The sequence below is a fragment of the Enterobacter sp. 22452 genome (assembly GCF_052045065.1).
In the GTDB taxonomy this organism is placed as follows: Bacteria; Pseudomonadota; Gammaproteobacteria; order Enterobacterales; family Enterobacteriaceae; genus Enterobacter; species Enterobacter mori.
Genome location: NZ_JBQEOB010000002.1, coordinates 171,770 through 198,075 on the forward strand (window position 1 = coordinate 171,770; position 26,306 = coordinate 198,075).

General features: G+C 57.8%; 20 protein-coding genes. 9 read left to right on the forward strand and 11 right to left on the reverse strand.

The window, feature by feature from the left end; all coding sequences use genetic code 11:
• Positions 1-65 precede the first annotated feature (65 nt).
• Positions 66-1,010, forward strand: a complete 945-nt coding sequence (locus tag ACTJJA_RS06125) for a LysR family transcriptional regulator (protein ID WP_440666796.1) — start codon at positions 66-68, stop codon at positions 1,008-1,010.
• Here the strand turns inward: ACTJJA_RS06125 and ACTJJA_RS06130 are convergent.
• Complete coding sequence (locus ACTJJA_RS06130; protein WP_440666798.1) at positions 1,007-2,065, reverse strand: ABC transporter substrate-binding protein; 1,059 nt, start codon at positions 2,063-2,065, stop codon at positions 1,007-1,009. The genes ACTJJA_RS06125 and ACTJJA_RS06130 overlap by 4 nt on opposite strands.
• A gap of 222 nt (positions 2,066-2,287) precedes the next feature.
• Between ACTJJA_RS06130 and ACTJJA_RS06135 the strand changes: the two genes are divergently transcribed.
• Genes ACTJJA_RS06135 through ACTJJA_RS06145 form a run of 3 tightly spaced genes read left to right on the forward strand, consistent with a single transcriptional unit; the run spans position 2,288 to position 6,407 of the window.
• Positions 2,288-3,856: an ABC transporter permease gene (locus tag ACTJJA_RS06135; protein WP_440666800.1), complete on the forward strand. Its 1,569-nt coding sequence runs from the start codon at positions 2,288-2,290 to the stop codon at positions 3,854-3,856.
• The gene (locus ACTJJA_RS06140; protein ID WP_440666802.1) at positions 3,853-4,596 is read left to right on the forward strand and encodes an ABC transporter ATP-binding protein; all 744 of its coding nucleotides are present in this window, start codon (positions 3,853-3,855) and stop codon (positions 4,594-4,596) included. Before ACTJJA_RS06135 ends, ACTJJA_RS06140 begins: the two co-directional genes overlap by 4 nt.
• Positions 4,597-4,619: 23 nt before the next feature.
• Positions 4,620-6,407: an aryl-sulfate sulfotransferase gene (locus ACTJJA_RS06145; RefSeq protein ID WP_440666803.1), complete on the forward strand. Its 1,788-nt coding sequence runs from the start codon at positions 4,620-4,622 to the stop codon at positions 6,405-6,407.
• Positions 6,408-6,449: 42 nt separating this feature from the next.
• On the opposite strand, the gene ACTJJA_RS06150 is transcribed toward ACTJJA_RS06145, so the two are convergent.
• A complete protein-coding gene (locus ACTJJA_RS06150; protein ID WP_440666805.1) occupies positions 6,450-7,481 on the reverse strand; it encodes a methionine synthase in 1,032 nt (343 codons plus the stop codon).
• A gap of 26 nt (positions 7,482-7,507) precedes the next feature.
• Positions 7,508-8,482: a DUF1852 domain-containing protein gene (locus ACTJJA_RS06155; RefSeq protein ID WP_440666807.1), complete on the reverse strand. Its 975-nt coding sequence runs from the start codon at positions 8,480-8,482 to the stop codon at positions 7,508-7,510.
• Positions 8,483-8,835: 353 nt separating this feature from the next.
• On the opposite strand from ACTJJA_RS06155, the gene ACTJJA_RS06160 reads away from it, so the two are divergent.
• Positions 8,836-9,375: a DUF2058 domain-containing protein gene (locus tag ACTJJA_RS06160; protein ID WP_440666809.1), complete on the forward strand. Its 540-nt coding sequence runs from the start codon at positions 8,836-8,838 to the stop codon at positions 9,373-9,375.
• Positions 9,376-9,382: 7 nt separating this feature from the next.
• Here ACTJJA_RS06160 and ACTJJA_RS06165 read toward each other — a convergent pair whose 3' ends face one another.
• Together ACTJJA_RS06165 and azoR are read right to left on the reverse strand one after the other, a co-directional pair.
• Positions 9,383-10,069, reverse strand: a complete 687-nt coding sequence (locus ACTJJA_RS06165) for an RluA family pseudouridine synthase (RefSeq protein WP_440666810.1) — start codon at positions 10,067-10,069, stop codon at positions 9,383-9,385.
• A 90-nt stretch (positions 10,070-10,159) separates the two neighbouring features.
• Complete coding sequence (gene azoR, locus ACTJJA_RS06170; protein ID WP_010430882.1) at positions 10,160-10,765, reverse strand: FMN-dependent NADH-azoreductase; 606 nt, start codon at positions 10,763-10,765, stop codon at positions 10,160-10,162.
• Between the two features lie 205 nt (positions 10,766-10,970).
• Here azoR and hrpA point away from each other — a divergent pair, with 205 nt between their 5' ends.
• Positions 10,971-14,873 carry an ATP-dependent RNA helicase HrpA gene (gene hrpA, locus ACTJJA_RS06175; RefSeq protein ID WP_440666812.1) on the forward strand — a complete coding sequence of 1,301 codons (3,903 nt, stop codon included), beginning with the start codon at positions 10,971-10,973 and terminating at the stop codon, positions 14,871-14,873.
• A 464-nt stretch (positions 14,874-15,337) separates the two neighbouring features.
• On the opposite strand, the gene ACTJJA_RS06180 is transcribed toward hrpA, so the two are convergent.
• The 5 genes from ACTJJA_RS06180 to ACTJJA_RS06200 all read right to left on the reverse strand — a co-directional run bounded on the left by ACTJJA_RS06180 (position 15,338) and on the right by ACTJJA_RS06200 (position 21,708).
• A complete protein-coding gene (locus ACTJJA_RS06180; RefSeq protein ID WP_440666814.1) occupies positions 15,338-15,997 on the reverse strand; it encodes an O-methyltransferase in 660 nt (219 codons plus the stop codon).
• Positions 15,998-16,098: 101 nt separating this feature from the next.
• Positions 16,099-17,478 (reverse strand): efflux transporter outer membrane subunit, encoded by a 1,380-nt coding sequence (locus ACTJJA_RS06185; RefSeq protein WP_440666816.1) that lies wholly within the window; start codon positions 17,476-17,478, stop codon positions 16,099-16,101.
• The gene (locus tag ACTJJA_RS06190) at positions 17,475-18,557 is read right to left on the reverse strand and encodes an HlyD family secretion protein (RefSeq protein WP_440666817.1); all 1,083 of its coding nucleotides are present in this window, start codon (positions 18,555-18,557) and stop codon (positions 17,475-17,477) included. Before ACTJJA_RS06190 ends, ACTJJA_RS06185 begins: the two co-directional genes overlap by 4 nt.
• A gap of 22 nt (positions 18,558-18,579) precedes the next feature.
• Positions 18,580-20,232, reverse strand: coding sequence for an MFS transporter (locus ACTJJA_RS06195; protein WP_089598830.1), 1,653 nt, complete (start codon positions 20,230-20,232; stop codon positions 18,580-18,582).
• 156 nt (positions 20,233-20,388) lie between these two features.
• The gene (locus ACTJJA_RS06200) at positions 20,389-21,708 is read right to left on the reverse strand and encodes an MFS transporter (protein ID WP_440666820.1); all 1,320 of its coding nucleotides are present in this window, start codon (positions 21,706-21,708) and stop codon (positions 20,389-20,391) included.
• A 392-nt stretch (positions 21,709-22,100) separates the two neighbouring features.
• Here ACTJJA_RS06200 and ACTJJA_RS06205 point away from each other — a divergent pair, with 392 nt between their 5' ends.
• Positions 22,101-22,892 (forward strand): YdcF family protein, encoded by a 792-nt coding sequence (locus ACTJJA_RS06205; RefSeq protein WP_440666822.1) that lies wholly within the window; start codon positions 22,101-22,103, stop codon positions 22,890-22,892.
• Positions 22,893-23,090: 198 nt separating this feature from the next.
• Positions 23,091-24,530 (forward strand): aldehyde dehydrogenase, encoded by a 1,440-nt coding sequence (gene aldA, locus ACTJJA_RS06210; RefSeq protein WP_440666823.1) that lies wholly within the window; start codon positions 23,091-23,093, stop codon positions 24,528-24,530.
• Between the two features lie 38 nt (positions 24,531-24,568).
• Here the strand turns inward: aldA and gap are convergent, their stop codons facing one another.
• Positions 24,569-25,570: a type I glyceraldehyde-3-phosphate dehydrogenase gene (gene gap, locus ACTJJA_RS06215; RefSeq protein ID WP_440666825.1), complete on the reverse strand. Its 1,002-nt coding sequence runs from the start codon at positions 25,568-25,570 to the stop codon at positions 24,569-24,571.
• Positions 25,571-25,759: 189 nt separating this feature from the next.
• Here gap and cybB point away from each other — a divergent pair, with 189 nt between their 5' ends.
• Positions 25,760-26,290, forward strand: coding sequence for a cytochrome b561 (gene cybB / locus ACTJJA_RS06220; RefSeq protein WP_440666827.1), 531 nt, complete (start codon positions 25,760-25,762; stop codon positions 26,288-26,290).
• Positions 26,291-26,306 lie beyond the last annotated feature (16 nt).

Here is a 26,306-nt window from a genome sequence, read left to right on the forward strand (position 1 = left end):
CGTGATTGCGCGACCTGGCCACTATCCCGTACTGTAGCGAAAACGTAAAAGGATAATCCGGGCCTATGCATCTTGATTTTCGCCAACTGCGCAACTTCGTCGCGCTGGTTGAATACGGCAGTTTTAATCGCGCGGCGGAGGCGGTGTGCCTCTCGCAGTCGGCTTTTAGCCGCAGCATTCAGGCGCTGGAGCAGAGCGTCGGACATCCCTTATTTGACCGGCAAAGCAAGCTGGCCACCCTGACGCTGCACGGCCAAACGCTGCTGCCCTACGCCCGACGGTTTCAGGAGCTGAACGTTGAGCTCAGCAGCCAGATGCGCGAAGCGGAGGAGGCGCAGACCGGCGAAGTGACGTTCGGCTGCGGTCCGGCCCCGGCTGCCCGGCTGATCCCCGCCGCGGTGGGAGCGTTTCATCGCAGCATGCCGCAGGCGAAGGTACGCTTTCAGATCGATAACTGGTTTACGCTGCATCAGGCGCTGACCACGCAGCATTATCCATTTGTCGTGGCCGATAGCTGGCAGGCGGAGCTGGATCCCCAGCTGCGGGTGCAGCCGCTCAGCCCGCAACGCTGCTTTTTTATCTGCCATGCCGACCATCCGCTGGCGCAGCAGGGCACTGTATCCGTGCAGGCGCTGTTGCGTTACCCCTTTGCGGCCCCCTATTTACCGCCGGGCGTGCGCAAGGTGCTGGCTACCCTCAGCCAGCAGCAGGATTTTACCCCCGCGATCCAGTGCGATCACGTCTATGCGCTGCTCTCAACGCTCGCCTATACCCACGCGATAAGCTTCGCCAGCGAGGATGGCTTTGCGCTGTGCCAGCACAGCCATCGGCTGGTAAAGCTGGAGATAAGTGACCTGCCGGAAGAGTGGCGGCTGATGCAGACCCGGTTTGCCATTATTTCTCCGGTCCATGCTACCCAGCCGCCGCTGGTGGAAAAGATAATTGAGACGATCCTCCATGCCGACCGCCAGCATCAGAATCAGCTGCTGGCGCAGGAGGAGGGGAGTTAAAGCGGCTGGCCCTCAGGCGAGTACTGCGGCCAGTGGTTTTCCAGCTTTTGCGCCTTGAGGGCCTGCTCGACGAAGGAGCCGTCAACCCACTCTTTGGCACTAAAGGCGCTGCGGATCAGGCGGCCCGAATGCGCCTGTTCAACGCTGTTGGTAAAGCTGTCGGTCAGGAAGGGATCGATGCGCGGTGAGGTGGTGAAGTTAAGATCCTGCGGCTGCAGTTCCTCCAGGAACAGTGCCCTGGGGATTTGGCTTTGCTGTGCCATTTCTGCCGACCAGGCTTGACGGTTGTTCGGATCGCTGATTTCTGCCGCGTTTTTCACCAGCACGTCGATAATCTGCTGCGTCGCCTGCGGCCAGGCGTCAATAAAGGTTTGTGTCCCCAGGAACCCCGCCTGCGTGGTGTTCTGACGACCGGAATCGCCGCTCTTCACCACCACGTCGATCTTATCGCCCCGCAACGCCAGAAGAGACACACCGCCCCAGACGGCATCCACGCGGCCCGCCGCCAGCGCCGCTTTTCCGGCATTCCAGTCGAGATTAATGACCTGCAGGTTTCTTTCCGTGAGCCCGGCGGTTTGCAGGGCGCGGTCGAACGCCAGCTGGTCCGCCGTACCGCGATAGACCGCGACCCGTTTACCCTTTAAATCCGCCAGGGTTTTAATGCCCGAGGCGCGGGTGACCGCCAGGTAAGACTCCGACCCGCGGCTGCCCAGCAGCAGGCGCGTGGGAAGGCCGTTCGCTTTGCCGATGATGGCCGCCAGATCGCCAAGGTAGACAAAATCAAGCTGTTGGTTTGCCAGCGCTTCATTCACCGCTGGACCCGCGCCCTTAAAGAACTGCCACTGGATTTCTACGCCCTGAGGTTTGAACACCGCCTCAAGCTGGTGGCGGATGTACGCCATGCCGACCGGGCCTTCAATAAAGGGCTTGCTGCCCGCACTTTGATCCGGCACGCCGATGCGAATGGCGTGCAGCGCTTCGGCGCTGGCGTTCCCCATCAGGGCGAAGGCGGCCACCAGCGGCAGCAGAGCGCGACTAAAAAATGCTTTCATCATAACAAGTTACTCCGAGGTTTTTTTTCTCACCCTAATGAGCCGCCCGGCCCGCTGTTAAATGCTTTTATTAGAAAAGAACAGGTGAAAATGAGCTAAATCAGCGCCAGCGAGTCCGGCAGGCTGAAATGCATTTGTTGCATCGGGATTATTCGCGTAACGCAATGACGCAGGGGAACGGGGCGGGGTTTTATAGCGGCATGACGGGTTTAAACGTGAAGCACTATGTCGCAGATAATTTTAAAAACGGGCTCATCCGGAAGGCAGAAAGTACGACTTAACGGCTGGCCGTGGATATTGCCCGCGCTACTGCTGCTGCTGTGGTCCATCTCGGCAGAGCGCCACTGGATGCCGGAACAAATTTTACCCGCGCCTTCGGTGGTTGCCGACACGGCGCTCTCGCTCCTGGCCGGAGACCTTCTCTCCCAGTGGGCGTTTAGCCTGCAGCATCTGCTGCTGGGCCTGCTGGCAGGCGCGTTCGCCGGCACGCTGTCAGGCGCGCTGTTCGGCCTGGTTCCCGGTGCGGCGCGTCGCGTGGAGCCGCTGTTTTACGCGCTGGCGCAAATCCCGACCCTGGGGTGGATCCCGCTGTTTATGGTGCTGTTCGGGATTGATAACGGCCTGAAGCTGGCGGTAATCATCAAAACCACCATCGTGCCGATGACGATCAACACGCAGCAGGCGGTAACCAGCGTGCCCCATACCCTGAGCGAGGCCGCCAGGGTGATGAATTTTTCCCGCTGGCAGCGTCTTCGCTGGCTGGTGATCCCCGCGAGCCTGCCGGGCTGGTTCACCGGCCTGCGGCTGGCGCTCTCTCAGGCCTGGGTGTCGCTGATCGTTGTTGAACTGCTCGCCTCGTCGGAGGGCATTGGCTACCTGATGGTCTGGGGGCGTCAGCTTTTTCAGCTGGATATCGTTTTCGTCACCATTGCGGTGGTGGGCTTCAGCGGCATGCTGATGGAGTGGGCGGCGAATCGGGCCTTTTCCCGACTGGTGTTCTGGCCACAGCCCGCCGTCGGGCGTCTTGCCTGGAAACCGCAGGCCAGTTGGCAGGCGCTGCAGCTGCCGGTTCTGCTGCTGGCGTTGTGGCAGCTGGCTAGCCGATGGGGATGGATTGACGGGGCGCTGTTCTCTTCGCCGCTGGCGGTCGCCGGGCGCTTTATGCAGGGCGCGGTAAGCGGGGAGCTGGCGACGGCGATGCTGGCGAGTCTCGGGCGCACGTTTACGGGCGGGGCGGCGGGTATTGCCGGTGGCCTGCTCTGCGGATTGCTGCTGGCGCTGCGGCCGCGCGCCGGGCAGATCGTGACGCCATCGCTCAACGTGCTGCGCCATATTGCCCTTTTTGCGTGGCTACCGCTGCTGACCGCGTGGGTGGGCAACGATAACGTCGGTAAAATTGTCTTTATCGCCCTGGCCTCGTTCTTTCCGATGTTCTTTAGCACCCTTCATGCCGTGCTGCAACGTAACCCGCAGCTGGACGAAGTGGCGCGCGTGCTGCGTTTAGGCGGCCTGACGCGCCTGCGGATGCTGATCCTTCCCGGCGCGGCGCCCGGTATTTTCGCCGGGCTGCGGCTGGCGATGATCTACGCCTGGCTTGGCAACATAGGCGCGGAATACTTCATGTCCTCGGGCGCCGGGATCGGCAGCCTGATGATTAACGCCCAGCAGCTGCTGGATATGCCCACCATTCTCTGCGGCATGGTGCTGGTCGGTCTCACCGGCGCAGCGCTGGATAAAGCCGGACGTTTACTGGAACTTCGCGCCACCCGCTGGCGCCAACAGGAGCCATCATGACCGCCCAAACTCTGGTCTCATTTCAACATGTGCGTAAAACCTGGCAGCAGGTCACGGCGCTGCAAAATTTTAGTCTCGACATCGCTGCCGGTGAACTGGTGGTGCTGGTGGGCAGCAGCGGCTGCGGTAAATCGACGCTTCTGCGCATGCTGGTCGGCCTTGAAGAGGCGACGCAGGGAGAAATCCGCATCAGCGGCGAGCTGGTCACCGGCGTGGGCAAAGAGCGCGGCATCGTGTTCCAGGAACCCCGGCTGTTCCCCTGGCTGAGTGTGATCGACAACGTCATGCTGGGGCTGGCGGATGAAAAACTGAGCCGTGCCGCCAAATGCCAGCGCGCGAGGGAGATGCTGGCGCGGGTGCAGCTCACCGAGTTCGAGGGTGCGCTACCCGCGCAGCTTTCCGGCGGGATGGCCCAACGCGTCGCCATTGCTCGCGGCCTGGTTGCCCGCCCACAAATTCTGATGCTGGACGAGCCGTTCGGCGCACTCGATGCCCTGACGCGTCACACCCTGCAGCAGGCGCTTTTGCAGATTCACAGAAGCGAGGGAACCACCACGCTGCTGGTGACCCATGACGTCGAAGAGGCGGTCGCCCTGGCCGACCGGGTCGTCGTGCTTTCCCCACGTCCCGGCCGTATTCGTGAGGTGGTGAACCTTACGCTGCCGCACCCGCGACAGCGTGACGACGCCACGTTCGCCGACGCCTGCCGCCATATTCGCACTCTTATTACCTCTGTCTGATAACCTTCACTAAGGAGCAATACATGGGACATCCTTCCGTTTTCCCCACCGGCGCGACGCTTTACGATCCTGCGCGCGCGTGGAGCGGCTATACCCTTTTCCAGGCCACCGAGCATGGCGCGGTGCTGGTCGACATGAACGGCGCCGTGGTGCGCGAATGGCCTGAGCTTCACGGCTTCCCTAACAAAATTCTGCCGGGTGGGGCGATCCTCGGACACAGCGGCGAGCGCGACCCGCGCTACGGCATGCAGGATATGCTCGATCTGATCCAGGTGGACTGGGAAGGCAATGTGACATGGTCCTTCGATCGCTATGAGAAAGTGAGCGACCCCGGCAATGAAAGCCGCTGGATGGCGCGGGCGCACCACGACTATCAGCGCGCGGGCAATCCGGTTGGCTACTACGCGCCGGGGCTGGAGCCGCAGGTCGAAGGGGGGAATACCCTGATCCTCGCCCACACCAACCTGGTCAACGAGGCGATATCGGACAAGGTTCTGCTGGACGACACCATTATTGAGGTCGACTGGCAGGGAAACGTGGTGTGGGAATGGCGCTGCAGCGATCATTTTGAGGAGCTGGGCTTCGACGATGCGGCGCGCACCGCGCTTTACAATAACCCCAACATGCGCGCCAGCGGCGGCGGAATGGGCGACTGGATGCATATCAACTCGATGTCCACGCTGGGGCCGAATAAATGGTATGACGTCGGAGACAGCCGCTTCCACCCTGACAACATCATCTGGGACGCCCGCGAGTCCAACATCACCGCCATCATCGATAAGCAGAGCGGCAACATCGTCTGGCAGCTTGGCCCGGATTACAGCACGCCAGCGCTAAAACACATCGGCTGGATCATCGGCCAGCACCACGCGCACATGATCCCGCAGGGGCTACCCGGCGCAGGCAATATCCTTATTTTCGATAACGGGGGCTGGGCCGGATACGGCGCGCCAAACCCGGCCTCGGCGGACGGGGTGAAAAACGCCTGGCGCGACTATTCGCGGATCCTCGAAATTAACCCTGTGACGCTGGATATCGAGTGGCGTTACTCGCCGTATGAAGCGGATCTGCCCCAGCCAACCGATTCATACCGTTTTTATAGCCCGTACATCAGCAATATGCAGCGCCTAGAAAATGGCAATACCCTGATTAATGAAGGCTCCAACGGGCGCATTTTTGAAGTGACTCGCAATCATGAAATCGTCTGGGAGTACGTGTCGCCGTTCTGGGGCAAGACGCTCAACAACAACATGGTTTACCGCGCGTACCGCATTCCTTATGCCTGGATCCCACAGCTTTCTCAGCCGCTGGAAACGCCAATAGTCCCGGTGGATGTTCGAACCTTACGCCTGCCGGGCGCGGCGCCGGCTGGCCCGGCGCAAAGCGTGGTGCGGGTCGCAGGCGTGAAGCCCTACAGTAAAAGCGCCGATGCGCTGTGCGTCGCGACGGATAATGACACCCTTCGCCGCAGTCCAAAACTGTTCCGCGTGGCAGAAAGCGCGTTTAAAACGGTGAGCACGTCGGGCGAGCTGGAAATCGATGGCCCGATACTGCTGTTTGTCGGGGCGGAGCGCTGCGTGCACTGCCGCAGACTCTGGCAACTGCTGGCGAACGAGAAGCTGATTCCGCTGACGGCGCGGTTTGATACCCGCTATCTGGACGCCGATCTGAACACGGAACTGGCAAGCCAGCTTGGCGTGCGCGGTCTGCCCACGTTGCTGGTGCTCAGGCAGGGTCAGCCGGTCTCGCGTGCGCCTGCGCAGCAATCGGTAGAAAGCGTCGGTGAGTGGTTGCAAGGCGTGAGTGAATAATGCGATACCCGGGAGAGTGAGCCTCTCCCGGGAAGGGCGAGATTATTTTGCCAAAATCTCACGGCGAACGATCTCTGCGCCCGCGCTCAGCGCCCTCAGCTTGCCGTTAGCAACCTGACGGGAGAGCGGGGCCATTCCGCAGTTGGTGGACGGGTAAAGCTTGTCGGCATCGACAAACTGCAGCGCTTTACGCAGCGTATCGGCGACTTCCTCCGGCGTTTCGATATGGTTCGTCGCCACGTCAATCGCGCCCACCATCACTTTTTTGCCGCGGATCAGCTCCAGCAGATCCATTGGCACGCGGGAGTTGTGGCACTCCAGCGAAATGATGTCGATGTTTGAGGTCTGCAGCTTAGGAAAAGCCTCCTCGTACTGGCGCCACTCGGAGCCGAGCGTCTTTTTCCAGTCGGTATTGGCCTTGATGCCGTATCCGTAGCAGATGTGTACCGCGGTTTCGCACTTCAGCCCTTCAACGGCGCGTTCCAGCGCGGCGATACCCCAGTCGTTGACCTCGTCGAAAAAGACGTTAAAGGCAGGTTCATCAAACTGGATGATATCGACGCCTGCGGCTTCCAGCTCGCGCGCTTCCTGGTTGAGAATTTTGGCAAATTCCCAGGCCAGCTTTTCGCGGCTTTTGTAGTGGGCGTCGTAAAGCGTGTCGATCATGGTCATCGGGCCCGGCAGCGCCCATTTGATCGGCTTGTCCGTCAGCTGGCGCAGGTACTTCGCATCGTCCACGAATACCGGCTTTTGACGCGCAACGGCTGAAACCACGCTCGGCACGCTCGCGTCATAGCGGTTGCGAATGCGCACCGTCTGGCGGTTCTCAAAATCGACACCGCTCAGGTGCTCAATAAAGGTGGTAACAAAGTGCTGGCGGGTCTGCTCGCCGTCGCTGACGATATCAATGCCCGCGCGGAGCTGTTCGTCGAGGGATAAACGCAGCGCATCCTGCTTACCCGCCAGTAATTCATCATCCTGAAGTTTCCATGGGGACCACAGCGTTTCAGGCTGTGCAAGCCAGGTTGGCTTAGGTAAGCTGCCAGCCGTTGATGTCGGGAGCAATGTTTTCATAATAGAAGACCTTTATTATCGGTTAATTAAAGCGTGAAGTTATGAGACCACTGCTCAAGACGTTGCTTGTAAGGCTTAATAAACTGTTCTTCCGTAAATTTGCCCTGTTGAATCGCTAACTGGCTGCGCTCTTCACGGTCATAAACAATTTTCGTTAATGAATGATCCTGCTGATTCAGATCCGGCTGATAGCACTGTCCGGCGGTCGAGTTCGCATTATAAATTTCAGGACGGTAAATTTTCTGGAATGTTTCCATGGTGCTGATCGTTCCAATCAGTTCAAGATTTGTATAATCCGCCAGCAAATCACCGGAATAATAAAAGGCAAAAGGCGCAGCGCTGTTCTCAGGCATGAAATAACGCACCTTCAGGCCCATCTTGCCAAAGTATTGTTCAGTCAGGGATGTACCGTCCGGCTGGTACTCAATCCCCAATACAGGGTGCGTGTTGCCCGTACGATGGTAGGTATCTTTGCTGGAGACACTCAGGCAGATCACCGGCGGTTTTTTGAAGTTTTCTCTGTATTCAGCAGAGTGGGTGAAGTGCTTGAAGATGTTGCCGTGCAATTCACCAAAGTTCTCCGGGATGCTGAACGTTGAGCGATCTTTATTATGTTCGAGCAGCAATACGCTGAAGTCATAGTCACGCACGTAAGAAGAGAAGTTATTCCCGACAATGCCTTCGATGCGCTCATCGGTTTGCTTGTCGACAATGAACGTCTGCAATATTTCTATGGCCGGGAAGCTATTTTCTCCATCGATGTTCATATCAACGGAAATAATTTCAAGCTCAACCGCATAACGATCGGCTTTAGGGTTATCCCAGCGCGCTAAGGCGTTGAAGCGGTTGTTGATCATCACCAGCGTATTGCGCAGGTTTTCCTGACGCTTTTCACCGCGCGCCAGGTTGGCAAAGTTGGTCGTGGTACGCGTATTTTCTGACGGGTTGTAATTTTCATCGAAGCAACTGCGCTTAAGGCTAAATGTAAAAGCTTTACTCATTGTGGTTATGCATCCTAAGTTCATGTTGCCAGGAAGTTATCAATGCATAATTTATGCCTGAGCCAGTGGCAGAGGGGAAGTGACTTAATTTCAATGCAACATGAGCGAAGTTCATGAAGCGTAATGCTCAATGTGTCGCTGCCATCTTGCCGGGTGGCGCTGCGCTTACCCGGCCTACGGTTCTGCGTCGTTTGTAGGCCCGAGCAAGCGCAGCGCCGCCGGGCGAAGCTCGCAGTATGTCCGTGATATGCACTTTGCCCTCGTCGTTAACCGGCTGCAGGGGAGAGGGATTTTTTATTTCAGTTCATTTCCCGCTATAATCCCCAAAATTTCCAACCGGTTTAGAAACAATCATGACAAAACTCACCTTACAAGAGCAGATGCTGAAAGCGGGCTTAGTCAGCAGCAAGAAAGTGGCGAAAGTGCAGCGCACGGCAAAGAAATCACGCGTTCAGGCACGTGAAGCTCGGGAAGCGGTAGAAGAGAACAAGAAAGCGCAGATCGAGCGTGACAAGCTGCTGAGCGAGCAGCAAAAGCAGGCCGTGTTGGCGAAAGAGTTTAAAGCCCAGGTTAAGCAGCTGATTGAGATGAACCGCATCACCGTTTCAAGGGGCAACATCACCTTCAACTTCACCGACGGCAATCTGATCAAAAAAATCGAGGTCGACAAGCAAACCCAGGCTCAGCTGATCAACGGCCGTCTGGCGATTGCCCGCCTGGTCATTAATGCAAGCGGCGACTGTGAATACGCGATTATCCCGGCGGTGGTCGCGGACAAAATTGCCCAGCGCGATGCCGAGAGCATCGTATTAAACAGCGCGCTCAGCCAGGAAGAGCAGGACGAAGACGATCCGTACGCGGACTTCAAAATCCCGGACGATTTGATGTGGTAAACCCTGTCTAAAAAGGTGCTGCGTGTCGGGCGTTAATCGTCTCGCCGCTCACCGGATGCACAAAATCCAGCCCGCTGGCGTGCAGCATCAGCCGCGGCGTCGTTTCGGCGCCCGGCCATTCAAGGCCGCCATATAAATCGCAGCCCAAAATAGGGTGACCCAGCTGCTGGCAGTGAATACGCAGCTGATGGGTTCGCCCCGTCTCTGGCGTGAGCGCAACCCGCGTCAACGGTAACCCCTCCGCCTGATAAAAACGTTCGATAACCTGGTAGCGGGAGCGCGCCGGTTTGCCCGTGACGGCGCAAATCGACATCAGCGGAAACAGCGCCGGGTCTTTGGCAATCGGCGCGTCAATCACCCCTTCGTCATTTTCAACATGCCCGCACAGCAGGGCGCTATACACCTTCTTCACGGCGCGCTGGCTGAACTGATGACAAAGTGCGGCGTTAATCGCTTTGTTACGCGCAATCACCATTATCCCGGACGTGCCAAAATCAAGACGATGCACCAGCGTGCAGCCCGGGTAGTTTTGCACCAGACGGTAATGAACGGAATCCAGGTTTTGCGGGTTTTTGCCCGACAGACTAAGCAGGCCGGAAGGTTTATCGATTAGCAGCAAATGCTCGTCCTGCCAGAGAATTTCAATCTCATCGGGACAAGGTGGGGCAATAAAGTTATCGACGATTACAGACATCAGGCCGCCCGGCTGGAGAGTGGGAGCGGATGATAACGAAAAGCGGGTGAAAAGAAAAACCCTCCCACCTGGCGGTGAGAGGGGGAATTCTTAGGCTGCGACGAAGCCGTCGATGGCCGCTTTCGCATCGGTCTGCGCTTTGGTCGCCACTTCAGGACCGTAGGCGATACCTTCAGCGAACACGAAGTTCACATCGGTGATGCCGATGAAGCCCAGGAACAGGGTCAGGTACGGTGCAACCAGGTCGGTTGGGGTATCTTTGTGAATACCGCCACGGCTGGTCAGTACAACCGCACGCTTGCCTTTCACCAGACCTTCAGGGCCGTTTTCGGTGTAACGGAAGGTCACGCCAGCACGCGCTACCAGGTCGAAGTAGTTCTTCAGCTGGGTAGGGATGTTGAAGTTGTACATTGGGGCGTTGATGACGATAACGTCATGCGCCTGCAGTTCTGCAATCAGTTCATCAGACAGCGCCAGGGCTTCCTGCTGACGCGGAGTCAGTGGTGCATCGCTTGGACGCAGCGCGCCAACCAGCTCGCCGTCCAGCACAGGAATCGGGTTTGCAGCCAGGTCACGCACGGTGATTTCGTCAGCAGAATGCTGTTCACGCCACTGTTCAACGAAGTAATCAGACAGCTGACCAGACTGAGAGTACCCTGCCAGAATACTGGATTTCAAAACTAATACTTTGCTCATGGGTGATTCCTGTTGTTGCATTTGATTGAAGGGGGTTGCCCCGTTGCTTGTTGACACTCTATTCACAATCCTGCCACAGAGATAGCGCAATATATCGAAGTCTATGTTCGAATTTTTTGAATAAGGCGCGAAAGGCGTCAATGTGGTACTCTATAGCAATCATTAAAAAGAGAGTTTATCAGGGCGTGTACTGCCCTTTAACGCTATGACAGAACAACAAAAATTAACCTTCCCGATGCTCCTGCAACAGCTTGATTCCCTGATGCTGCGCGATAAACAGCGCTTTGCCCGCCGTCTGCACGGGGTGAAGAAGGTTAAAAATCCTGATGCACAACAGGCCATTTACCAGGAGATGGCGAAAGAGATTGAACAGGCGGCAGGGAAAGTTGCGCTGCGTGAAGCCGCACGCCCGGCGATTACCTACCCGGAAAACCTGCCCGTCAGTCAGAAAAAACAGGACATCCTTGAGGCCGTCCGCGACCACCAGGTGGTCATTGTCGCGGGGGAAACCGGTTCGGGTAAAACCACCCAGCTGCCGAAAATCTGTATGGAGCTTGGGCGCGGGCTAAAAGGGCTGATTGGCCACACCCAGCCGCGTCGTCTGGCGGCGCGTACCGTGGCGAACCGTATTGCCGAAGAGCTGCAAACGGAGCCGGGCGGCTGCATCGGTTATAAGGTGCGATTCAGCGACCACGTCAGTGATAACACCATGGTCAAGCTGATGACCGACGGTATTCTGCTGGCGGAAATCCAGCAGGATCGCCTGCTGATGCAGTACGACACCATCATCATCGATGAGGCGCACGAACGCAGCCTGAACATCGACTTCCTGCTCGGCTATCTGAAAGAGCTGCTGCCGCGTCGCCCGGATCTGAAAATCATCATCACCTCCGCGACCATCGACCCGGAGCGCTTCTCGAAGCATTTCAACAACGCGCCGATTATTGAAGTCTCGGGCCGCACCTATCCGGTCGAGGTGCGCTATCGCCCGATTGTGGAAGAGGCGGATGATACCGAGCGCGATCAGCTGCAGGCCATCTTCGACGCTGTCGACGAGTTGGGTAACGAAAGCGCGGGCGACATCCTGATCTTCATGAGCGGCGAGCGCGAAATCCGCGATACCGCAGATGCGCTTAGCAAGCGCGACCTGCGCCACACGGAGATCCTGCCGCTTTACGCGCGCCTGTCAAACAGCGAGCAGAACCGCGTGTTCCAGCCGCACGGCGGACGCCGCATCGTTCTGGCGACCAACGTGGCGGAAACCTCGCTCACCGTGCCGGGCATCAAATACGTGATTGATCCGGGCACTGCGCGCATCAGCCGCTACAGCTACCGCACCAAGGTCCAGCGCCTGCCGATTGAGCCGGTCTCTCAGGCATCTGCCAACCAGCGTAAAGGCCGCTGCGGCCGCGTGTCGGAAGGGATCTGTATTCGTCTCTATTCCGAAGACGATTTCCTGTCGCGCCCGGAATTTACCGACCCGGAAATTCTGCGTACCAACCTGGCGTCCGTTATCCTGCAGATGACCGCGCTGGGGCTGGGCGACATCGCGGCGTTCCCGTTCGTCGAAGCGCCGGACAAACGCAACATTCAGGACGGCGTACGTCTGCTGGAAGAGTTGGGCGCGATTACCACCGACGAACAGGCGACGGCCTATAAGCTGACGCCGCTGGGACGTCAGCTCAGCCAGCTGCCGGTCGATCCGCGTCTGGCCCGTATGGTGCTGGAAGCGCAAAAGCACGGCTGCGTGCGCGAGGCGATGATCATCACCTCGGCGCTCTCTATTCAGGATCCGCGCGAGCGTCCGATGGACAAGCAGCAGGCGTCTGACGAAAAGCACCGTCGCTTCCACGACAAAGAGTCCGATTTCCTCGCCTTCGTAAACCTGTGGAACTATCTCGGCGAGCAGCAGAAAGCGCTCTCCTCGAACCAGTTCCGCCGCCAGTGCCGCGTGGATTTCCTCAACTACCTGCGCGTGCGCGAGTGGCAGGACATCTACACCCAGTTGCGCCAGGTGGTGAAAGAGCTGGGCATTCCGGTTAACAGCGAGCCTGCGGAGTACCGCGAGATTCATATCGCGCTGCTGACCGGCCTGTTGTCGCATATCGGCATGAAAGATGCGGACAAGCAGGAATTTACCGGCGCGCGCAACGCGCGCTTCTCCATCTTCCCTGGCTCCGGCTTGTTCAAGAAACCGCCGAAGTGGACCATGGTTGCCGAGCTGGTAGAAACCAGCCGCCTGTGGGGGCGTATTGCCGCGCGTATCGATCCGGAATGGGTCGAGCCGGTGGCGCAGCACCTGCTGAAACGCTCGTACAGTGAACCGCACTGGGAGCGCGCGCAGGGCGCGGTAATGGCGACCGAGAAAGTGACCGTCTACGGCCTGCCGGTGGTTGCCGCGCGGAAGGTCAACTACAGCCAGATTGACCCGGCGCTCAGCCGCGAGCTGTTTATCCGCCACGCGCTGGTGGAGGGGGACTGGCAGACACGTCATGCGTTCTTCCGTGAAAACCTGAAGCTGCGCGCCGAAGTGGAAGAGCTTGAGCATAAATCCCGCCGCCGCGACATTCTGGTGGACGACGAGGCGCTGTTTGAGTTTTACGACCAGCGCATCAGTCACGATGTTATCTCCGCCCGCCACTTCGACAGCTGGTGGAAAAAGGCCAGTAAAGAGACGCCGGACCTGCTCAACTTCGAAAAGAGCATGCTGATCAAAGAGGGGGCGGAATCGGTCAGCAAACTCGACTACCCGAACTTCTGGCATCAGGGCAACCTCAAGCTGCGGCTGACCTATCAGTTTGAACCGGGCACGGACGCGGACGGCGTGACCGTCCACATTCCGCTGCCGCTGCTGAACCAGGTGGAAGAGAGCGGGTTTGAGTGGCAAATTCCTGGCCTGCGTCGCGAGCTGGTGATTGCGCTAATCAAATCCTTGCCTAAGCCGGTGCGCCGTAACTTTGTGCCCGCGCCCAACTACGCGGAAGCGTTTTTAGGCCGCGTCACGCCGCTGGAAATGCCGCTGCTGGACGCGCTCGAGCGCGAGTTCCGTCGCATGACCGGCACCACCATCGACCGCGAAGACTGGAACTGGGATCAGGTGCCCGATCACCTGAAAATCAGCTTCCGCGTGGTGGACGACAAAAACAGAAAGCTGCAGGAAGGCCGTTCGCTAACCGAGCTGAAGGATGCTCTGAAGGGCAAAGTTCAGGAAACGCTGTCTGCGGTGGCGGACGACGGCATCGAGCAGAGCGGGCTGCACATCTGGAGCTTTGGCCAGCTTCCGGAAAGCTACGAGCAGAAGCGCGGTAACTACAAGGTCAAAGCCTGGCCTGCGCTGGTGGACGAGCGCGACAGCGTGGCGATCAAGCTCTTTGATAACCCGCTGGAACAGCAGCAGATGATGTGGCGCGGGCTGCGTCGCCTGCTGCTGCTGAACATTCCGTCGCCAATCAAGTATCTGCACGAGAAGCTGCCGAACAAAGCCAAACTGGGGCTGTACTTTAACCCGTACGGCAAGGTGCTGGATCTGATTGACGACTGCATCTCCTGCGGCGTGGACAAACTCATCCACGAGGCGGGCGGTCCGGTCTGGACGGAAGAAGCCTTTGCCACGCTGCATGAAAAGGTGCGCGCGGAGCTGAACGACACCGTGGTAGAGATTGCCAAACAGGTTGAGCAGATCCTCACCGCCGTGTTCAATATCAACAAACGCCTGAAAGGGCGCGTGGATATGACCATGGCGCTGGGGCTTTCGGACGTGAAGGCGCAGATGGCGGGGCTGGTTTATCGCGGCTTTGTCACCGGCAACGGCTTTAAGCGTCTCGGCGATACCCTGCGTTATCTGCAGGCGATTGAAAAACGTCTGGAAAAAATGGCCATCGATCCGCACCGCGACCGTGTTCAGATGCTGAAAGTGGAAAGCGTGCAGCAGGCATGGCAGCAGTGGCTGAACAAGCTGCCGCCCGCGCGCCGCGATGATGAAGACGTGCAGGAGATCCGCTGGATGATCGAGGAGCTGCGCGTCAGCTTCTTTGCCCAGCAGCTCGGTACGCCGTATCCGATTTCGGATAAGCGTATCCTGCAGGCGATGGAGCAGATTTCCGCTTAAAACCCTGTTTTCTCCCTCTCCCTGTGGGAGAGGGAGCCCCAGTCATTTTTTTCTTGAAGCGATGAACGTTGCTTCAGCAAAATTAATGACTTATAGCGACGCCCTGGTCCGGCTGTAAATCGCCGAGGCGTTTCCGTAAGGCCGGGACGAGGCGCAGGGATGCGCCGAGAGGGTGTGGCCTGCAGGGATGCAGGCTCATGCCCGACCCGATAGCCTGAAGGAATAAGCTGAGGGCACCGCGAAGCGGCGATTTACCGCCGGGAGCCCGGGTTGCCAGGGTGGTGGCGATTGAGCCACCCTGGCACGTTCACCGGTCATGTCGTTACAGAGTAGCAAGGAACATAAAGTGAACGGAATGACCACCACAGCCGTATGTTCCCCCTCACCCCAGCCCTCTCCCTCAAGGGAGAGGGGGTCGTCCGTGCAGGCATTATTTTGTGGGGAGCCCTCAGCCTACACAATTTTCACCCGTTCACAATTGCCAGCGTAAACCCATCCCATCCCTTAACCCCCACCGTTTGCAGCGCGGTGGCGGTTAAACGCGGATTATCCCCACTCATCTCGATAAAACGCCGCACACCCTGCACGCGCGCGTCGTCGCTTTGCCCGTTAATGACCTCGCCGTCGCGCACCACGTTATCGCCAATGATTACCGTGCCGGGACGGGAATAGTGCAGCGCCCACTCCAGATAGCCGGGGTTGTTGGGCTTATCGGCATCGATAAAGATCAGGTCGAACGGTGTAACGTCACCTAAATTTTCGAGTGAGTTCAGCGCCGGGCCTTCAATTAATTGAATACGATCGTTAAGACCTGCGAGGTGAATATTCTGGCGGGCAACCTCGGCATGCGTCGGGTCAGCCTCGAGCGTAATCAGCTTCCCATCTGGCGGCAGGGCGCGCGCCATCCAGATTGAGCTATAGGCACCCAGCGTACCGATCTCAAGAATGCGTCTTGCCTGCGTCATGCGTACGAACAGCGCCAGCAATTGCCCCTGATTGGCCGCTACGTCGTGTTCGGGTAGCCCGGCGCGTTTGTTATTTTCCAGTACCTGACTCAGTACGTCATCTTCAGGAATAAGCGAAGAAATCATGAAATTATCTACTGCAGACCACTGTTGTTGCATAGATTGACTCCTGAGGGAGAATCGCCGGGTGGCGGCTGCGCCTTACCCGGCCAACGGGGCGGAATGTAGGCCCGGTAAGCGCAGCGCCACCGGGCAGGTTTTCAGGCACTGACCCAACCGCCACCCAGCGCTTTATACAAATCAATTTGCGCCAGCAGCAGGTTATTTTTCACCTGTACCACGCTGGTCTGCACCGAGAACAATGTACGCTGCGCGTCCAGCACGTCCAGATAAGAGGAATAACCGTTGCGATAGCGATTCTGCGCAATGCGCAGGGTCTCCTGGGCAACATCCTGCTGGGCAAGCAGTTCCGTCAGCTGCTCCTGATAGCGCGTAATGGCATCAAGGCTGTCATTCACCTCAGCAAATGCGTTACGCACCGTTTTTTCGTAGCTGTATAGCGCCTGATTACGCTGGGACTGGGAAATATCCACCTGCGCATTCAGCGCCTGACGGTTCAGCAGTGGCGCAAGAATACTGCCGCCAACGCTCCACAGCTGGAGCGGGTTATCCAGTAAGCCTGACAGGGTGCGATCCTGTACCGATCCGGTTGCCGTCAGGTTGATCGACGGCAGCAGGCTGGCGCGTGACGCGGCAAGCGTCGCGTCTGCCGCCACCAGCTGACGTTCAGCCTGAACGATGTCCGGGCGGCGGTTTAACAGCGTGGAAGGCAGCTGTGACGGCAGCTTCAGCGGCGTCAGTAGGTCGAAGTTTTCACTGCGAGCCACATCGCCTGGATTGCTCCCGAGCAGGAGGCTTAGCGCGTTTTCCTGTTGCGTAATTTGATGCTGCAACAGTGGAACCTGCGCCCGTGTAGAACGCAGTTCTGAGTCGGACTGCATCAGCTCCAGACGCGAGCTATAGCCCGTCTCAAACTGGCGTTTAGCGAGATTGAACGCCTCTTCGCGCGACTTCAGGGTGGACTCCGTGACGCGCAGCTGTTCATCCAGCGAGAGCAGGGTGACATACCCGGCGGCTACCGACGACGCAACGGTTAAATCCGCGGCGACGGCAGCGGCTTTTTGCGCCTCCAGCGAGGCCTCGGCGGCATTGGCGGTGCTGCGGTTGACGCCCCAGATATCAACGTCGTAGCTGGCGGTCAGACTCCCTTTGTACAACGTCCCGTAGACCGGCAGCCCGGTCGCGGCAGACTGCGAGCGGGCGCGCGTGCCCGTTACGCCCGCATCAAGGGACGGGAACAGGCTGCCGTCCGCAGCATAAACTCGCGCCTGATACTCATTAATCCGCTCGCGGGCAATCAGGACGTCGCTGTTGTTCTTAAGCGCCTGGTCCACGTAGCGGTTCAGGTTGCTGTCGTGGAAATTCCGCCACCAGAGCTGTTCCGCCGGGCTGTTGGGCCCCGACGCGGCGCGCCACTGGGCGGGGATCTGTAGTGACGATGTAGCAGGTTCAACGTCAACCGACTGGCATCCGGCAAGCATCGCCGCCAGCACCAGACCCGCTAGTGGGCGAAGGATCATTGCTTCGCCTCCCGCGTATCAATCGTCACCTGCACCGACATACCGGGGCGCAGCAGCTTGTACTCTTCCGGTTTCCCCAGCACCTCAATGCGCACCGGAATACGCTGCGCGATTTTAACAAAGTTGCCCGTGGCGTTATCCGGCGTGATGGCGCTGAACTCCACGCCCGTCGCCGGTGAGATACTCTCCACGCGGCCCTGATACGTTTTATCGTTCAACGCATCGACGGTGAATTTTACCGGCTGTCCGACGCGTAGCTCCGCCAGCTGCGTCTCTTTGATATTGGCGATCACCCAGTGCTGCGGCGGAACCAGCGTGGTGAGGTGCGTCCCGGCGGTCACATAGGCACCCAGACGTACGGCAATCTGGCCGAGCTGACTGTCGCGCGGGGCGATAATGCGGGTGTTTTGCAGGTCAATCTGCGCCAGCTCCAGCGCTGCTTTCGCGTTTTCAACATCCGCCTCCAGCGCACCACGGTTGACGATGACCGTCTGCAGATCCTGACGCGACATCTCAAGCGTCGCTTTGGCCTGATCGATATCCGCGCTGCCCTGAGCCGCGCTGGCGAGCGCCGCATCACGCTCGCGAATAGAAAGGGAACCGTCAGCCGTCAGATCCTTCACGCGCTTTAAATCTGCCTGCGTTTTCAGGCTCTGGGCGCGGGCATTTTTCAGCGCCGCGTCGTTTTTGGCGATCGTCGCTTCGGCGCTTTTACGCTGCTGCAGGTTGTTGTTCAGGGCGGCAATTTTCATAGCCAGCTGCGCCTCGGCCTGATGGACGCGCTGTCGATAAATACGATCGTCGATCTGAAACAGCACCTCGCCTTTTTTAACCTGCACAAAGTCCTGAACGTTCACCTCGGTGATATAGCCATTCACCTGGGGGCTGATAAACGTCGTCTGGCCGCGCACGTAGGCGTTGTCGGTAAACTGTGCGTGGCGGGTGAACGGCGGTAGCTGCCATGCGTAAAGGATCACCAGCACGCCAACAATACCGATGGCGGCGGCGGTGAATACGGAAACAATGCGCACATTTTTGCGGGTGTTGGCCTGCTCTTTGGCGGCATCCTGCTGACTCATAAACTCTCCAGAAATAGTTCAATTATTTGTTGCCGGTGGCGTTCTTCAGCGCCATACGGGCAGTGATGCGCAGGCGCAACAGGCGCCATAAAATCCAGACCAGCGTGGCGGCGGCAATGCTCGCCGTCAGTAGATAAGTATCGTTGTAAGCCAGAATGTTTGCTTCCAGGGTGGTGACGGTTTGCAGCTGCGTTATCGCCTGAGTCCCCAAAAGCGCGCTATCGCCGATCAGGCTCTGGTACATCTGGGTGTAAGCCTGAATGCGTTCATTCACCAGCGGGTTCAGCGTGGTGAGCTGGTCGGCCAGCAGGCTGGAGTGGTACTTCTCGCGCCAGGTCTGAAAGGTACCGAGGATGGCGGACCCCAGCAGGCCGCCAATGTTCTGGCTCATGCCAAACATCACCGAGAAGCTGACCAGATTGCGCGGGTCGGCGATGACCCCACCGATGGCCGCCAGCATCGCGGGCGCAAGGAAGAAGGCGCTGCCGAAGCCGAGCAGGAACTGGCTTAACATCAGCTGATCCGGCCGGGTCAGGCTGTTGGACTGGCTGTCCAGCAGCGAGGCGATAATCATCAGCGCCAGAGAGGTGATGATTGGCCACGCCAGTTTTGTCGGCTTGATGGTAAGACAGCTGGTGACGATCCCGCAGACAATCCCGGCGAAAATGGACCACGCCAGGTGGGTCATCTGCTCGTTCTGTAACCCCACGTACTGCAGCCAGCCGATGACCCCGGTGTTTTGTTCAGCCAGCACGATACGGATCAGCAGCATGATCAGCCCTAAACGGACGATGCTGCCGCTCGAGAGCCAACGGGTGTTCAGCAGCGGGTTGCTGCGGTTATGTTCGAACACAATGGCGGAGACAATCAGCACCAGCGAGAGCGCCAGCGACCAGCCGATCCAGGGGGCTTCAAACCACCAGTCCAGACGGCCCAGGGACAGAACTGCGCACAGCAGCGCCACGCCGGGCGCCAGCAAAAAGAAGGTGATGAAATCTTTTTTCTCGAACACTTTTCGCCTGTCACCCGGCGGCAGCTTCAGCGCCATCACGCAGGCAAGCGAGATCAGGGCCAGGCCCAGTTCGAAGAAGTAAAGCCCGCGCCACTCGTCAAGCTGCAACAGTTCGGTAGAAAACAGGCGCGCCAGCGGGATTGCCAGTGACGAGCCGGTGATGCCAATCGTCAGCGCTTTCAGGCGATGCTTCGCGGGCCACGCCTGGATTTGGTAGTAAATACCCAGTGAGCTCAGCGCGGCAGCAACCATGCCGTGCGCGGCGCGCACCATCAGCGCGGAGCTGAGATCGTTCACGAACAGGTGGAAAAAGGTGACCAGCACATACAGCACCAGAAAACCTTCCGTAAAGGCGCGCAAACCGTACTGCTGACGGAATTTCACCAGCAGCAGGTTGATGGAGACGTTGGTCATCACATAGACCGCAGGCAGCCAGGCGATTTCCGTCGACCAGGCCCCGAAGGTGCCCTGAAGATTTTGCAAATTGGCGGTGACGACCGCGTTGCCCAGCGCGCCCGTCAGACAGACCAGCAGGCCGACAACGCCGTAAGCGATCCGCTTTGGCGTAGGGTGTTCCGGGGTGGAGGGGGAACCCAGCAGGGCGGGCTTCTCATGTGGCTGCCACTCGCGAGGAGCATAAGGATCGCGTTCGGGCAGGCGCATAACGTTGTTTACCTTAGAAAAAATGTAATGATTAGAGGGCTAATGATTCTACGTCTGACGCAAATCATAATTCAAGTGAATATGATTATCGCATGTTAATCAAATGTTGAGGGGACGCTTGAACAAAAAGAGCGGCCCGGGAGGGCCGCTGGACATTCAGATGTGGTCAGGTTGCGCCTGGACTACGGGTGTTGGTTTGACCCGGCTGGCGCAGAAAATGGCGATCAGCGAGATAACGACCGTCACCGCCAGATACCAGGCTACCGGCACCCAGTCGCCGTCGTATTTCGCCAGCAGACCGGTGGCGATCAGCGGGGCGGTCCCGCCTGCCAGCGCGGCACCTAACTGATACCCGAGGGTGATGCCGGTGTAGCGCACGTTGGCACTGAAAATTTCAGAGCACAGAGTGCCGAGCACCGCCGTTACCGGCGCCCAGAGCACACCAAACGCGATGACGGTGGCGAGGACAATGCCCCAGGTCGTGCCGGTATTGAGCAGCATAAACCACGGGACGATAAACAAGCCGAGCACGAAGACGCTGACCGCATACATGCGCTGACGACCTACTTTATCGGAGAGCAGCCCCATCAATGGGATCATAATGGTGGCAACCAGCGCGCCCAGGGTCACGCCTTCCAGCGCCTGAGATTTTTGGTACGTCAGCGTGGTGGTGGCATAGCTCACCACAAACGTCGAGAAGATATAGAACGGCGCGGTTTCAACGACCTTCAGACCGGCGGCAATCAGCACTTCGCGCCAGTGGTACTTCAGGGTATCGCGCAGGGGCGCTTTCGCCACCTGGCCTGATTTTTTTACTTTCTGGAAATCAGGCGTCTCGTCGATGTCCTTACGGATCCACAGCCCGATCAAGACCAGGATTGAACTCAACAGGAACGGGATGCGCCATCCCCAGGAGAGGAAATCTTCCTCACTGAACAGCGTCATCAGCGAGACAATAAAGGTCGCCATCAGCATGCCGATGGTGACGCCCGCCTGCGGAATGCTGCCGAAAAAGCCTTTGCGTTTTTCGGGCGCATATTCGTAGGCCAGCAGCAGCGCGCCGCCCCATTCACCGCCAATGCCCATGCCCTGAATGATGCGCATCAGGATCAGCAGGGCGGGCGCCCACAGGCCAATCATCTCATAGGTGGGGAGCAAGCCGATCGTGACGGTTGCACCGCCCATTAATGACAGCGTCAACACCAGCGTTTTTTTGCGCCCGATACGATCCCCGATGTGGGCGAAGAGAACACCGCCAATGGGGCGGATAAAAAAGGTCAGCGAGAACGAGAGATAAGAGAGGATCAACCCGATTACCGGGTCGACCATCGGAAAGAAAATCTTGTTAAACACCAGCGCGGCGGCGGTGCCATAGAGAAAATAGTCAAACCATTCAATGGAGCTGCCGGTGAGGCTGGCAATTAAAACCTTTTTGTTTTTGCGTAAAACCGTCGTTGTACTTTCATGTTGTGTCATTTTCTGAAGCTCCGCCACAGAGAGGATGAATGCGGTGTCACCTGGCGCGCTTCAGGTGCAACCCGCAGTAATAAAAAGGTTGTGAAATTGTTAAGCAACTTAGGGTTGGATAGGGCGTTTGGCAAGCAAGGGGCGGGCTATACTGGTCAGATCACGATGAAATTAGCAGCGACTGGTGCTTTGGCATGCAGTTTGACTGGCATGATGTTTTGTATGCCGGATAATCAAAAGCATAACATGCAGGTGCAACCCAATTGTTTTTGGATGTTTCTGGTTATTTCAAAAAAATGCCAGAAAATGCAGAGTGGCAGGCGTTTTGGCTTTAGGAGTGATCCCCTGTTCAGCCGTGACGCGTGCAGTACTCTGAACGTAAACGCTGTAAGGAGGTAACGATGACACTGGCACTTTTTCCTTCTCTACCCGGCTCGACGCTTAATGCCGTCAACACCGTCGGCTCGTGGCTTGCGCAGGACGATCGCCGCAGTGAGCCTGTTGATGCCGTGATCCTTGCAGGGAATGCGGTCATCCCTACAATCGATGCCGCCTGTAAGATAGCGGCCGAACAGGCCATCCCCCTGCTGATAAGCGGCGGGATAGGACACTCTACCACCTTTCTTTACGCTGCCGTCGCGCAACACCCGCGCTATAACACGCTGCCCACTACCGGACGAGCCGAGGCCGCGATCCTTGCGGACATCGCGCGGCAGTTCTGGGCGATCCCGTCAGACAAAATATGGATAGAAGATCAGTCAACCAACTGCGGTGAGAATGCCCGTTTTAGCTGGGCGATGCTCAGGCATCACGGACTGAACGCCGGGCGTGTGCTGGTGGTGCAGGACCCGACCATGCAGCGCCGCACGATGGCGACCTTCGCCCGCGAGTGCCGGGATGAAGCCGTTTCGCCGGAGTGGATTAGCCACCCCGGCGTGACGCCTGTGCTGCAAAACAGTGAAGACGGGCTGAGGTTTACCGGCGGTAACGAAGGGCTCTGGCCGGTAGAACGCTATTTATCGCTGGTGCTGGGGGAGCTGCCGCGGCTGCGGGACGATATTAACGGTTATGGTCCGGCGGGGCGTGACTTCATTGCGCACGTGGACATTCCCGCCGAGGTGGAAACCGCGTGGCACGTTTTACGTAGTGACGTCATCCTTACCGATGCGCTGGTCAGCCGCTCCCTGCTGTAACGATCTGCCCGTTTGCGCCAGCTTTTACGCAAACGGGCACTAAATGTTGCCAGTTTGTGTTGTCACCCATCCGCTGACGCGTTTCTTTTATGAGATGTCTCACAAAAACAGCCTCATAGAGTAGGCAATCGCCCCTGAAATTATAGTTTTTAACAATGCATTTACTTGTTAAAAACAGTGTAATTACAGGAGCAGGTCATGACGGTACCCGTACAACATCCTATGTATATTGATGGACAGTTTGTTGCCTGGCAGGGCGATGCCTGGATTGATGTGATCAACCCGGCCACTGAAGAGGTCATTTCCCGTATTCCCGATGGACGTGCCGAAGATGCCCGCAAAGCCATTGACGCCGCCGAGCGTGCCCAGCCTGACTGGGAAGCTTTACCCGCCATCGAACGCGCAGGCTGGCTGCGTAAAATCTCTGCGGGTATCCGCGAGCGCGTCAGTGAAATCAGCGCCCTGATTGTCGCAGAGGGCGGCAAAATCCAGCAGCTGGCAGAAGTTGAAGTGAACTTTACCGCAGACTACATCGATTATATGGCCGAATGGGCGCGCCGCTACGAAGGCGAAATCGTCCAGAGCGACCGTCCGGGGGAGAATATCCTGGTCTTTAAACGCGCCCTGGGCGTGACCACCGGGATTTTGCCGTGGAACTTTCCGTTCTTCCTGATAGCCCGCAAGCTCGCGCCAGCGCTGATTACCGGCAATACCATTGTGATAAAACCGAGCGAGTTCACGCCAAACAACGCCATCGCGTTCGCCAAAATTGTCGATGCGATCGGCCTGCCTAAAGGGGTCTTCAACCTGGTGCTGGGACGCGGTGAAACCGTGGGCCAGGAGCTGGCAGGCAACCCGAAGGTGGCGATGGTCAGCATGACCGGCAGCGTGGGGGCGGGGGAAAAGATCATGGCCGCCGCGGCGAAAAACATCACCAAAGTGGCGCTGGAGCTGGGGGGGAAAGCGCCCGCTATCGTGATGGACGATGCGGATTTGGAACTGGCGGTGAAAGCGATAGTGGATTCCCGCGTGATCAACACCGGGCAGGTCTGCAACTGCGCCGAGCGCGTTTACGTGCAGAAGGGCATTTATGACCGCTTCGTCAACCGTCTGGGCGAGGCGATGAAGGCCGTGCAGTTTGGTAACCCGGGCGAGCGCGCTGATATCGCGATGGGGCCGCTGATTAACGCTGCCGCGCTTGAGCGGGTTGAACAGAAGGTGGCGCGGGCCGTGCAGGAGGGGGCGAGAGTGGTGCTCGGCGGTAAAGCGGTTGAAGGCAAAGGGTATTACTATCCGCCAACCCTGCTGCTGGACGTGCGTCAGGAGATGGCCATCATGCATGAAGAGACCTTTGGTCCGGTGCTGCCCGTCGTGGCGTTCGACACGCTGGAAGAGGTGCTGAAGATGGCCAACGACAGCGACTACGGGTTGACCTCTTCTATTTATACGCAGGATTTGAATGTTGCCATGAAGGCCATCAAGGGGCTCAAATTTGGTGAAACCTACATTAACCGTGAGAACTTTGAAGCGATGCAGGGCTTCCACGCGGGCTGGCGCAAGTCAGGGATCGGCGGGGCAGACGGTAAGCATGGTCTGAATGAATACCTGCAGACACAGGTGGTCTACCTGCAGTCTTAATCTGAACATCCCCTCTCCGGCGAGAGGGGACAGTAACCTTACAGCGAGGCGTATTTATCGAGGGTGCGCACCAGCTGCGTCACGAAGCCATATTCGTTGTCGTACCAGGCAACGGCCTTGACCAGCTGCAGATCGCCAGCCTCGCTGACCTCCGTCTGCGTGGCGTCAAACACCGAACCATAGTGCGAACCGATCACATCCGACGACACAATCTCTTCATCGGTATAGCCAAAGGATTTATTTCCCTGAGTCGCTTTTTTCAGCGCGGTATTGATCTCCTCAACCGTCACTTTATTACCCAGAATCGCCACCAGCTCGGTTACCGAACCCGTTTTCACCGGCACGCGCTGGGCGTGGCCCTTCAGCTTGCCGCTCAGCGCCGGGATCACCAGACCAATCGCTTTCGCGGCACCGGTGGTATGCGGAATGATATTCTCCGCCGCCGCGCGTGAGGCGCGCAGATCTTTCCCGCGAGGCCCATCCACCAGCGCCTGCGTGCCGGTGTAGGCGTGAATGGTGGTCATCGTGCCGACCTTAATTTCAAAGGCATCGTGCAGGGCTTTAGCCAGCGGGGCGAGGCAGTTGGTGGTGCAGGAGGCGACGGAGATGATGGTATCACCGGCGTCAATGGTGTCGTCGTTCACGTTAAACACAATGGTTTTCATCTCACCCGCAGGCGCGGAGATCAGCACTTTTTTGGCACCCGCATCCAGATGCGCTCTGGATTTCTCTTCAGAGGTATAAAAACCGGTGCATTCGACGACGATATCCACGCCTGCCGCTTTCCACGGAATATGTTTAGCCTCTTTTTCGGCGTAAACCGCGATCGTTTTGCCATCCACAATCAGCGCGTCTTCGGTGAAATCCACGCTCCACGGGAAGCCACCGTAGTTTGAATCATGCCTCAGCAGATAGGCCAGCACTTTGGGCGAGGTGAGGTCGTTGATGGCGACGACGGTGTTGCTGTCCTGGGTTTCAAGAAGGCGACGCAGGACAAGGCGTCCGATGCGTCCAAATCCGTTAATGCCAATTTTACTCATGGTGTTCTCCTGTAAACGTGTCGATGCGACAGTTTGAACTCATCCAGGCTTAGACCATGAGGGGCATGACGGCAATTGAAGATGCTTCATGCGCGGGGAAGTATTTGAAAAACCATACAGAAAACTTAATGAATTTTTAAGGAAAGCGGATTATGTTGGCGCTGTATTTGTCATTCATCAGGAAATCACATGCGCACTAAATATACAGGTCTGCAAATTGGTATTCATTGGCTGGTGTTTCTGTTAGTTATCGTGGCTTACTGCGCCATGGAGTTCAGAGGCTTTTTTCCGCGAACCGCTCGCCCGCTGATTAACATGATCCACGTCTCCTGCGGGATCTCCATCCTGGTGCTGATGGTGGCGCGCCTGCTTATTCGTCTCAAATACCCGGCGCCGCCCATTCAGCCGAAACCGAAAGCGATGATCACCGGCCTGTCGCATCTGGGGCATCTGATCGTTTATCTGCTGTTCATTGCATTGCCGCTGATCGGCATCGTGATGATGTATAACCGCGGAAATGACTGGTTCGCCTTTGGCGTGACGATGCCGCATGCGGCGGAAGGGAATTTTGACCTGGTGGATGTGCTGAAAAAGTGGCACGTCACGCTGGCCAACCTGGGGTATTTCGTGATTGGTCTGCACGCGGCGGCGGCCCTGATGCACCACTATTTCTGGAAAGATAATACGCTGCTGCGCATGATGCCTAAAAAGCGTCAGTAGTCTTTAACGCTTGCCG

Coding starts and splice junctions, on each gene's coding strand:
- cybB (WP_440666827.1), top strand. CDS start 25,760: ATGCGCACTAAATATACAGGTCTGCAAATTGGTATTCATTGGCTGGTG.
- aldA (WP_440666823.1), top strand. CDS start 23,091: ATGACGGTACCCGTACAACATCCTATGTATATTGATGGACAGTTTGTT.
- ACTJJA_RS06180 (WP_440666814.1), bottom strand. CDS start 15,997: ATGCAACAACAGTGGTCTGCAGTAGATAATTTCATGATTTCTTCGCTT.
- ACTJJA_RS06185 (WP_440666816.1), bottom strand. CDS start 17,478: ATGATCCTTCGCCCACTAGCGGGTCTGGTGCTGGCGGCGATGCTTGCC.
- gap (WP_440666825.1), bottom strand. CDS start 25,570: ATGAGTAAAATTGGCATTAACGGATTTGGACGCATCGGACGCCTTGTC.
- ACTJJA_RS06160 (WP_440666809.1), top strand. CDS start 8,836: ATGACAAAACTCACCTTACAAGAGCAGATGCTGAAAGCGGGCTTAGTC.
- ACTJJA_RS06200 (WP_440666820.1), bottom strand. CDS start 21,708: ATGACACAACATGAAAGTACAACGACGGTTTTACGCAAAAACAAAAAG.
- ACTJJA_RS06195 (WP_089598830.1), bottom strand. CDS start 20,232: ATGCGCCTGCCCGAACGCGATCCTTATGCTCCTCGCGAGTGGCAGCCA.
- ACTJJA_RS06155 (WP_440666807.1), bottom strand. CDS start 8,482: ATGAGTAAAGCTTTTACATTTAGCCTTAAGCGCAGTTGCTTCGATGAA.
- ACTJJA_RS06205 (WP_440666822.1), top strand. CDS start 22,101: ATGACACTGGCACTTTTTCCTTCTCTACCCGGCTCGACGCTTAATGCC.
- ACTJJA_RS06130 (WP_440666798.1), bottom strand. CDS start 2,065: ATGATGAAAGCATTTTTTAGTCGCGCTCTGCTGCCGCTGGTGGCCGCC.
- hrpA (WP_440666812.1), top strand. CDS start 10,971: ATGACAGAACAACAAAAATTAACCTTCCCGATGCTCCTGCAACAGCTT.
- ACTJJA_RS06145 (WP_440666803.1), top strand. CDS start 4,620: ATGGGACATCCTTCCGTTTTCCCCACCGGCGCGACGCTTTACGATCCT.
- azoR (WP_010430882.1), bottom strand. CDS start 10,765: ATGAGCAAAGTATTAGTTTTGAAATCCAGTATTCTGGCAGGGTACTCT.
- ACTJJA_RS06165 (WP_440666810.1), bottom strand. CDS start 10,069: ATGTCTGTAATCGTCGATAACTTTATTGCCCCACCTTGTCCCGATGAG.
- ACTJJA_RS06125 (WP_440666796.1), top strand. CDS start 66: ATGCATCTTGATTTTCGCCAACTGCGCAACTTCGTCGCGCTGGTTGAA.
- ACTJJA_RS06150 (WP_440666805.1), bottom strand. CDS start 7,481: ATGAAAACATTGCTCCCGACATCAACGGCTGGCAGCTTACCTAAGCCA.
- ACTJJA_RS06135 (WP_440666800.1), top strand. CDS start 2,288: ATGTCGCAGATAATTTTAAAAACGGGCTCATCCGGAAGGCAGAAAGTA.
- ACTJJA_RS06140 (WP_440666802.1), top strand. CDS start 3,853: ATGACCGCCCAAACTCTGGTCTCATTTCAACATGTGCGTAAAACCTGG.
- ACTJJA_RS06190 (WP_440666817.1), bottom strand. CDS start 18,557: ATGAGTCAGCAGGATGCCGCCAAAGAGCAGGCCAACACCCGCAAAAAT.